Here is an 8,546-nt window from a genome sequence, read left to right as displayed (position 1 = left end):
CCCCCAGCCCCTCTCCCACGTTGTGAGAGAGGGGAGCAAACCCAGCATGCACCAACCCTTCTAGGACAATCCCCTAGCCCCCACATAATTTGTTACAGATAAACTGACCGCCGCATTAGAAAAGGGGGAGACACCCATGAATTACTTGCTTGGTCTGTCACGACAGATCGACAGGTTGAACCAGCACACGGGCAGGCTTGCAAACATCATGATCCTGCTGTCGTGCCTGATCAGCGCAGGGAACGCCCTGCTGCGGTACGGCTTCAACCTGAGCGACAACTGGCCGCTCGAACTCCAGTGGTACATGTTCGCCATCGCCGTGATGTTTGGCGCGTCGTACACGTTCCAGCGCAATGAACACGTTCGCGTGGACCTGATCTACGGCAACGTGTCCGAGCGCGCGCAGCACTGGATCGACATCTTCGGCATCCTCGTTTTCCTGCTGCCGTCCACGATTCTGTTCACGTGGCTGTCGTGGGAATCGCTGTTCCTGCCTTCGTGGCGCATTCTCGAACAGTCGGGTAACTCGGGCGGCCTGCCCCGGTATCCGATCAAGCTCGTGGTGCCCCTCGGCTTTGCCCTGCTCACGCTGCAAGGTATCTCCGAACTGATCAAGCGCTTCGCCGCCCTGCAGGGCCTGTTGCGCATCGAATCAAAATACGAAAGGCCGGTGCAATAATGATTCCGTTGGAATATATGCCGCCGCTGATGTTCGGCGGCCTGGTGGTATTCATGCTGATCGGGTTTCCGGTCGCATTCTCGCTCTCCGCGGTAGGCCTGGCCTTTGGCTTCCTGGCCATCGAATGGGGCTACTTCCCGATGCAGTTCCTGCAGGCCGTGCCGAGCCGCGTGTTCGGCAGCGTGCTGGGCAACGAGTTGCTACTGGCGATCCCGTTCTTCACCTTCATGGGCGCCATCCTGGAGAAATGCGGGCTGGCCGAGGACATGCTCGACTCCATGGGCCAGTTGTTCGGCCCCGTGCGCGGCGGGCTGGGCTATTCGGTGATCATCGTCGGCTTCATCCTTGGCGCGATTACCGGCACGGTGGCCGCGCAGGTGATTGCCATGGCGATGATCTCGCTGCCCGTGATGATGCGCTACCGGTACAACATGAAGTACGCCACCGGCGTGCTGGCTGCATCGGGAACGATCACGCAGCTGGTGCCGCCGTCACTGGTGCTCGTGGTGCTGGCCGACCAGCTCAAGACGCCGATGGGCAGCGCCGACGTGGGCAGCATGTACCTGGGCGCCTGGGGTCCGTCTGTGGTGCAGATCGCACTGTTCGCGCTCTATACCTTCGTGCTGACCCGCATCAAGCCTGACTGGCTGCCGCCGGTTCCCGCCGAAGCGCGCACGCTGCGTGGCTGGGCGCTGTGGGCCAAGTGCCTGCGCGGCATCATCCCGTGCGCGGTGCTGATCTTCCTGGTGCTCGGCACGATCATGCTCGGCATTGCCACGCCGACCGAATCCGGTGCGATGGGCGCCGTCGGCGCGCTGGTGCTGGCCGTGATCCGCGACAAGGGTTTCAACAAGATCGACCGCAACATCTACCGCATCGGGATTGCCGCCACCGTCGTGGCCGCAGCCGTGGGCGTGTTCGCGTTTGGCTCGCATGCCTTCCGCATTCCGCTGGCGGTGGCTTACCTGGTGGTGCTGTGGCTGCTGATCCGCGCCGGACAGTTGACCGAACTGCGCCTGCTGATCGTCGACGCTTACCAGTCCACGGCACGTATCACCGCCATGGTGGTGTTCATCCTGATCGGCTCCACCTGCTTCTCGGTGGTGTTCCAGGGCGTGGATGGTGGCGCGTGGGTCGAACACCTGTTCACCTCGCTGCCCGGCGGATGGATCGGCTTCCTCATCGTCGTCAATCTGTTCATTTTCTTCCTGGCATTCTTCCTCGACTTCTTCGAGATCGCGTTCATCGTGGTGCCGATGCTGGCCCCGGTGGCCGTCAAGGTGCTGACACCGGTCGTGCTCGATTCGATGGGCGGCAACCCCGAAGCTGCGGCCACTGCCGCGCTGGTCTGGTTCGGCGTGATGCTGTGCGTGAACATGCAGACCTCGTTCATGCACCCGCCGTTCGGCTTCGCGCTGTTCTACCTGCGCGGCATCGCACCCAAGGAAGTGAAGAGCTCGGACATCTACTGGGGCGCGCTCCCGTGGGTGGGCCTGCAGATGGTGATGGTGCTGCTGGTGATGTTCTGGCCGGGCATGGTGACCGGACTGCTCGACAAAGGATCGCTGAAACACAGCAATTCGGCGGAGGTGAGTATCCCGCTTGGCGGGCAGGAAGCTGACAAGCCCGGAGGGGCAGCTTCCACGCCGGGGACGCTGGAGTTACCGGGGGCTGGCGAGTCCAGCGAGCCGGCGGCGCCACAGTTCCAGTTCGAGAAGAGCAAGTAGGTCAATGGTGCAGTTGGTCGGCTGTTGATGCTCCGGCCCTCTCCCCCGGCCCCTCTCCCGCAAGCGGGAGAGGGGAGCGAAACCAAAGGCATACAAAAACCCCCGCACCTTTCGGTAGCGGGGGTTTTTCTTTTTAACAGCGAAACGCTTACTGCTTCACGCAATCCACGAAATAGGCCTTCACGCCATCGACCTCGTCCTCTACCAGCCCGTGGATGTCCGTCTCGAAGCCCGGGAACAGCTTGTTGAACTCGCGGGCGAATCGCAGGTACTGGACGATGATGCGGTTGAAGCGCTCGCCTGGAATCAGCAGCGGGATGCCCGGCGGGTACGGAGTCAGCAGGATGGCGGTGACGCGGCCTTCCAGTTCGTCCACGGGCACGCGCTCGATTTCGCGGTGCGCCATCATTGCCCAGGCGTCCGACGGCTTCATCGCCGGTTCCATGTCCGACAGGTACATCTCCGTGGTCACGCGCGCCACGTCGTTGGCCTTGTAGACGCTGTGGATCGCGTCGCACAGGTCGCGCAGGCCCATCCGCTCGTATTGCGGGTACTTGCCGACGAATTCCGGCAGCACGCGCCACAGCGGCTGGTTCTGGTCGTAGTCGTCCTTGAACTGCTGCAGTTCGGTCACCAGCGAGTTCCAACGACCCTTGGTAATGCCGATCGTGAACATGATGAAGAACGAGTAAAGACCCGTCTTCTCGATGATGATGCCGTGCTCGGCCAGATACTTGGTCACGATGGCGGCCGGGATGCCGCGCTCGCTGAACTCGCCGTCCACGTCCAGGCCCGGGGTGATGATCGTGGCCTTGATCGGGTCCAGCAGGTTGAACCCATCGGCCAGATCGCCGAAGCCGTGCCAGCGCTCGTTGGCCTTGAGCATCCACTCGTCGCGGTCGGGGATGCCGTCTTCGTTCAGCGTATCCGGACCCCAGACCTTGAACCACCAGTCGCCGTTGTTATCGACGTCGTAGTCCGCTTCCACCTTGCGCACGGCGCGGCGGAAGTCCAGCGCTTCCTGGATGCTCTCCTCCACCAGTGCCGTGCCGCCCGGCGCTTCCATCATCGCTGCCGCCACGTCGCACGAGGCAATGATCGAATACTGCGGGCTCGTCGAGGTGTGCATCAGGTACGCCTCGTTGAAGCGATACCGGTCCAGCTTGCGCGTCTCGGAATCCTGCACCAGGATCTGCGACGCCTGCGACAGACCGGCCAGCAGCTTGTGCGTGGACTGCGTGGCGAACACCAGCGCGTCCTTGCTGCGCGGACGGTCGCGGCCAATCGCGTGCATGTCACGGTAGAACTCGTGGAACGCGGCGTGCGGCAGCCACGCTTCGTCAAAGTGCAGCGTGTCGATCTCGGACGCCAGCATTTCCTTGATCTGCTCGGCGTTGTACAGCACCCCATCGTACGTACCCTGCGTGATCGTCAGGATGCGCGGCTTCTGGTTCTTTGCCTTGCTGGCGAACGGGTGCGCGGCGATCTTGCGGCGGATCGTCTCGGGATCGAACTCGCTCTTGGGGATCGGGCCGATGATGCCGTAGTGGTTGCGCGTGGGCATCAGAAACACCGGAATCGCGCCGGTCATCATGATCGCGTGCAGGATCGACTTGTGGCAGTTGCGGTCCACCACGACGATGTCGCCCGGCGCCACGTTGGCGTGCCACACCATCTTGTTCGACGTCGACGTACCGTTCGTCACGAAGAACATATGGTCCGAATTGAAGATGCGCGCGGCATTGCGCTCAGATGCTGCCACCGGACCCGTGTGGTCGAGCAGCTGGCCCAGTTCTTCCACGGCGTTGCAGACGTCCGCGCGCAGCATGTTCTCGCCAAAGAACTGATGGAACACCTGGCCCACCGGGCTCTTCAGGAATGCCACGCCACCCGAGTGCCCCGGGCAATGCCACGAGTACGAGCTGTCCTGCGCATAGTCGATCAGTGCCTTGAAGAACGGCGGCGCCAGCGTGTCGAGATAGACCTTGGCTTCGCGGATGATGTGTCGCGCCACGAATTCGGGGGTGTCCTCGAACATGTGGATGAAGCCGTGCAGTTCGCGCAGGATGTCGTTCGGGATGTGACGGGACGTGCGCGTCTCGCCATACAGGAAGATCGGCAGGTCGGTATTGCGGCGGCGGACTTCGGACACGAACGCGCGCAGCTTCTCGATGGCTGCGGCTTCGGGCTGGTCGTCGGCCCGCACGAACTCGTCGTCGTCGATCGACACGATGAACGTGGAAGCCCGGCTGGACTGCTGTGCGAACGACGTCAGGTCGCCGTAACTCGTCAGGCCCATCACCTCCATGCCTTCGCGTTCGATGGCTTCGGCCAGTGCGCGAATACCCGAGCCCGAAATGTTCTCGGAACGGAAGTCTTCATCGATGATGATGACGGGGAAGCGGAATTTCATCGGAAATCCTTGGGTGTTGAGCGTACTTGGAAAGAACTGAGCCACATGGCCGGCGGAAGTTTCCCGCAGCGGCGACATGTGGCTCATTCGTCAGGTCTGGCGCCGTACCGGTTCATGGCCGGTGGCACCCCCGGCGTGGATGAGACGCCGGCATTCTAGTTCGGGAAGATGACAGGTGTGTCAGGTCTTCGGCAGGGTGACGCCGTGCTGGCCCTGGTACTTGCCGCCACGGTCCTTGTACGAGGTCTCGCAGACTTCGTCGGACTCGAAGAACAGCACCTGCGCGCAACCCTCGCCCGCGTAGATCTTGGCGGGCAGCGGCGTGGTGTTCGAGAACTCCAGCGTCACGTAGCCTTCCCACTCGGGTTCGAACGGCGTCACGTTGACGATGATGCCGCAGCGCGCGTACGTGCTCTTGCCCAGGCAGATCGTCAGCACGCTGCGCGGAATGCGGAAGTACTCCATCGTCCGGGCCAGCGCGAACGAGTTCGGCGGGATGATGCAGACGTCGCCCTTGAAGTCCACGAACGACTTCTCGTCGAAGTTCTTCGGATCGACGATCGTGCTGTTGATATTGGTGAAGATCTTGAATTCGTTGGCGCAGCGGATGTCGTAGCCGTAGCTTGACGTGCCGTAGGAAACGATCTTGCGTCCGTCCGATTCCCGTACCTGGCCGGGCTCGAACGGTTCGATCATGCCTTGCTGCTCCGCCATGCGGCGGATCCACTTGTCGGATTTGATACTCATAAGGGCGTGGCAGGATGGACGGACGGCAGGCCCGCCAATCGGGGCGCCGCATGCGATTTGGGGCGCATTGTACAACCATATTGCCGGCGGACTCCCCCTCTTGCCGCAAGCCGGCAAAAGGGGGCCATGCATCGATCAGCTACCTGTCAGCTTGCCGCGATCACACCGCAGGCGATCCGGCCGCCCGCGTTACCCGTAGGCTGCGTGCGATAGTCGTCCGGGTCCTTGTGGACGATCACGGCCTTGCCGACTACGCTGTTTGCACCAGGCGCCACGGTGACGGCAGGCATCAGGAACTGCACGCGGGCATTACCGCTGGCATCCGCCGTCAGGTTGTTCATGTCGCCAGCGTGGTGGTCGCCGCCGCCGGTCATCTGGCCGTGCGGCTTGCCGCCCGGGTTGAAGTGGCCGCCCGCGCTCATGCCATCCGGGGCCGAGCAGTCCCCCTTCTCATGGACGTGGAAGCCATGCACGCTACCCGGCGCCAGGCCGGTTACCAGCACACCCACGAGCACGCCACCCGATTGCTGGTCGAAGGTCACGCGGCCCGCCGTGTTGGTGCCACTCTTGGCCGCCAGCGTGGCCGCCGCCTTGGTGGAGCCGCCACCGGACGCCGAAGCTGCCATGGCGGACGGCGCAGCCGTGGCCGCCGTCGCGCTCTTGTCCGACCCCGCGCAGCCCGCCATCGCGATGGCCGACGCGCCGATTGCCAGTCCAAACAGTACCCGTTTCATGCCGCTTCCTCCCTTGGTGTGTTCGCGTTGTATTTTCGCGTGGTATGCCGTGTGGATTGTAGGTCAGGTGATCGCGACGGCAATGTCGGACAACGCCCGATTCTCAGGTGTTCTGGACCACGATGCTCGGGAACTTGTTGGTCATGTCGCGCGCCTTGTCGGCCACCTTGATTGCCACCTTGCGCGCCACCTCGCGGTAGATCTCCGCGATCTGCCCGTCGGGTTCGGCCACCACGGTCGGCCGGCCCGAATCGGCCTGCTCGCGAATCGAAAGGTTCAGCGGCAGGCTGCCCAGCACGTCAACGTGGTAGTCGGTGCTCATCTTGGCCGCGCCGCCGGCACCAAAGATGTGCTCCGTATGGCCGCAGTTCGGGCAGCAGTAGACCGCCATGTTCTCGACGATGCCGAGAATCGGGATGCCGACCTTCTCGAACATCTTCAAGCCCTTGCGCGCGTCCAGCAGCGCAATATCCTGCGGCGTGGTCACGATCACGGCGCCCGTGACCGGCACCTTCTGCGACAGCGTCAGCTGGATGTCGCCGGTACCCGGGGGCATGTCGACGATCAGGTAGTCGAGGTCCGACCAATTGGTCTGGCGCAGCAGTTGCTCCAGCGCCGAGGTCACCATCGGGCCGCGCCACACCATGGGATTGTCTTGGTCGATCAGGAACCCGATGGAGTTGGCCTGCAGGCCGTGGCCCTCCAGCGGCTGCATGGTCTGGCCATCCGATGACTCGGGGCGACCACTGATGCCCAGCATCATCGGCAGGCTCGGGCCGTAAATATCGGCGTCGAGCATGCCCACACGTGCGCCCTCGGACGCCAGGGCCAGCGCCAGGTTCACGGCCGTGGTGGACTTGCCCACCCCGCCCTTGCCGGATGCCACTGCAATCACATTGCGTACGCCTGGCAGCAGCTTCACGCCACGCTGCACGGCATGCGCGACGATTTTCATCGAGACCGCCACGCTGACATTGGCCACGCCAGGCAAGGCGCGGACGGCATCGATGACCTTCTGGCGGATCAGGTCGAACTGGCTGCGGCCCGGATAGCCGAGTTCGACTTCCACGGAGACATTGCCGCCGTCGACCCGCACATTACGCGCCGAGCGCGTGGAGACGAGATCCTTGCCCGTATTGGGATCAATGACGGTGCGCAGGGTTTCGGTTACCTGTTCAGTGGTGAGGCTCAAGTCGGACTCCGCTCTGGATGGGGATTGGGAATATTCTGAAAACGTGGGGGGTAATGTATCAGGCGGCGCCACACCTTGCCCGATGTGGGGGATTACAGACATTTACATCTCTCACACTCTGTGTCTTGTGCCCCTACCGCCATCTGCCTATTGTAGTGCGCCAACTTGCAGCGGCCGCCCGAAGGACAGCGATAGCGGCCGGCGTGAACGCCCGGTATCGGACGCCGTCCGATACCGCTACATGCGCGTTTTCAAACACAATGTTGAAACTTGTTTGCAGCGGGTCCGGCGCATGGCGCCAGGCAGTACCATGCGGCATGCTGTTGGCAGAACATTTACGGGAATTTCCAGAAGGAGAACGCATGAACTTCAAGCTCGTTACCGTTTCGATCGTGGCTGCTGCCGCACTGGCCGGCTGTGCTACCGAACAAGGCACCAATACCGCTGTCGGCACCGGCGTGGGCGCGGCAGTGGGCGCCGGCCTTGGCAACCTGATCGGCGGCAACACCACCGGCACGCTGGTCGGCGCGGCCGTAGGTGGGGCAGTGGGCGGTGCCACCGGTTACAACTGGAACGCGATCCGCGGCAAACTGAACAAGGATACGGCCGGAACCGGCACCACGATCACCGAGCAGCCCGATGGCTCGCTCAAGGTGAACATCCCGAGCCAGGTGACTTTCGATACCGATAGCTCGACGATCAAGCCGTCGTTCCGCGCGGTGCTCGACCAGGTGTCCCAGACGCTGGGCCAGCACCAGGACGTGGTGGCCAATGTCGTGGGCCATACCGACAGTACCGGCAACCCGAGCTACAACATGCAGTTGTCCCAGCGCCGCGCGCAGAGCGTGGCCGCCTATCTGGGCGATCGCGGCGTGGCGCGCAACCGCCTGACCGCCGAAGGCCGGGGCCAGACGCAGCCGGTTGCAGACAATTCCACGGAGCAGGGACGCGCCCAGAATCGCCGAGTCGAAATTTTCTTGAAACCAATTTCTGGGTAAGCAGTCATAGAGTTCAGGTACCGCTTGCCACCGTTGCTGGCTCGCGATGGGTGGCT

General features: G+C 62.9%; 7 protein-coding genes. 3 read left to right on the top strand and 4 right to left on the bottom strand.

Features of this window, described 5'->3' with window-relative positions:
- Window positions 1-136 precede the first annotated feature (136 nt).
- Together FFS21_RS22520 and FFS21_RS22515 are read left to right on the top strand one after the other, a co-directional pair.
- Window positions 137-679, top strand: a complete 543-nt coding sequence (locus FFS21_RS22520) for a TRAP transporter small permease subunit (protein ID WP_137926950.1) — start codon at window positions 137-139, stop codon at window positions 677-679.
- Window positions 679-2,406, top strand: a complete 1,728-nt coding sequence (locus FFS21_RS22515; protein WP_137926949.1) for a TRAP transporter large permease — start codon at window positions 679-681, stop codon at window positions 2,404-2,406. Before FFS21_RS22520 ends, FFS21_RS22515 begins: the two co-directional genes overlap by 1 nt.
- 148 nt (window positions 2,407-2,554) lie before the next feature.
- Here FFS21_RS22515 and FFS21_RS22510 read toward each other — a convergent pair whose 3' ends face one another.
- From FFS21_RS22510 to apbC, 4 genes are all read right to left on the bottom strand, one after another.
- Entirely contained in the window at window positions 2,555-4,819 is a 2,265-nt protein-coding gene (locus FFS21_RS22510) for an arginine/lysine/ornithine decarboxylase (RefSeq protein WP_137926948.1), read from the bottom strand.
- Window positions 4,820-4,999: 180 nt separating this feature from the next.
- Window positions 5,000-5,566, bottom strand: a complete 567-nt coding sequence (gene dcd / locus FFS21_RS22505) for a dCTP deaminase (RefSeq protein WP_137926947.1) — start codon at window positions 5,564-5,566, stop codon at window positions 5,000-5,002.
- Window positions 5,567-5,712: 146 nt separating this feature from the next.
- The gene (locus FFS21_RS22500; protein WP_137926946.1) at window positions 5,713-6,300 is read right to left on the bottom strand and encodes a superoxide dismutase family protein; all 588 of its coding nucleotides are present in this window, start codon (window positions 6,298-6,300) and stop codon (window positions 5,713-5,715) included.
- 103 nt (window positions 6,301-6,403) lie between these two features.
- Window positions 6,404-7,492 carry an iron-sulfur cluster carrier protein ApbC gene (apbC, locus tag FFS21_RS22495; RefSeq protein WP_137926945.1) on the bottom strand — a complete coding sequence of 363 codons (1,089 nt, stop codon included), beginning with the start codon at window positions 7,490-7,492 and terminating at the stop codon, window positions 6,404-6,406.
- A gap of 362 nt (window positions 7,493-7,854) precedes the next feature.
- Here apbC and FFS21_RS22490 point away from each other — a divergent pair, with 362 nt between their 5' ends.
- Entirely contained in the window at window positions 7,855-8,490 is a 636-nt protein-coding gene (locus FFS21_RS22490; RefSeq protein WP_137926944.1) for a YiaD family glycine zipper/OmpA-like lipoprotein, read from the top strand.
- Window positions 8,491-8,546 lie beyond the last annotated feature (56 nt).

The organism is Cupriavidus sp. 2SB, assembly GCF_005503625.1.
In the GTDB taxonomy this organism is placed as follows: Bacteria; Pseudomonadota; Gammaproteobacteria; order Burkholderiales; family Burkholderiaceae; genus Cupriavidus.
This window is presented reverse-complemented; position numbering and strand designations above follow the sequence as displayed.

Excerpts from the sequence above, each read along its gene's own strand:
- FFS21_RS22520 (WP_137926950.1), top strand. The coding sequence starts at position 137 with ATGAATTACTTGCTTGGTCTGTCACGACAGATCGACAGGTTGAACCAG.
- FFS21_RS22515 (WP_137926949.1), top strand. The coding sequence starts at position 679 with ATGATTCCGTTGGAATATATGCCGCCGCTGATGTTCGGCGGCCTGGTG.
- FFS21_RS22510 (WP_137926948.1), bottom strand. The coding sequence starts at position 4,819 with ATGAAATTCCGCTTCCCCGTCATCATCATCGATGAAGACTTCCGTTCC.
- dcd (WP_137926947.1), bottom strand. The coding sequence starts at position 5,566 with ATGAGTATCAAATCCGACAAGTGGATCCGCCGCATGGCGGAGCAGCAA.
- FFS21_RS22500 (WP_137926946.1), bottom strand. The coding sequence starts at position 6,300 with ATGAAACGGGTACTGTTTGGACTGGCAATCGGCGCGTCGGCCATCGCG.
- FFS21_RS22490 (WP_137926944.1), top strand. The coding sequence starts at position 7,855 with ATGAACTTCAAGCTCGTTACCGTTTCGATCGTGGCTGCTGCCGCACTG.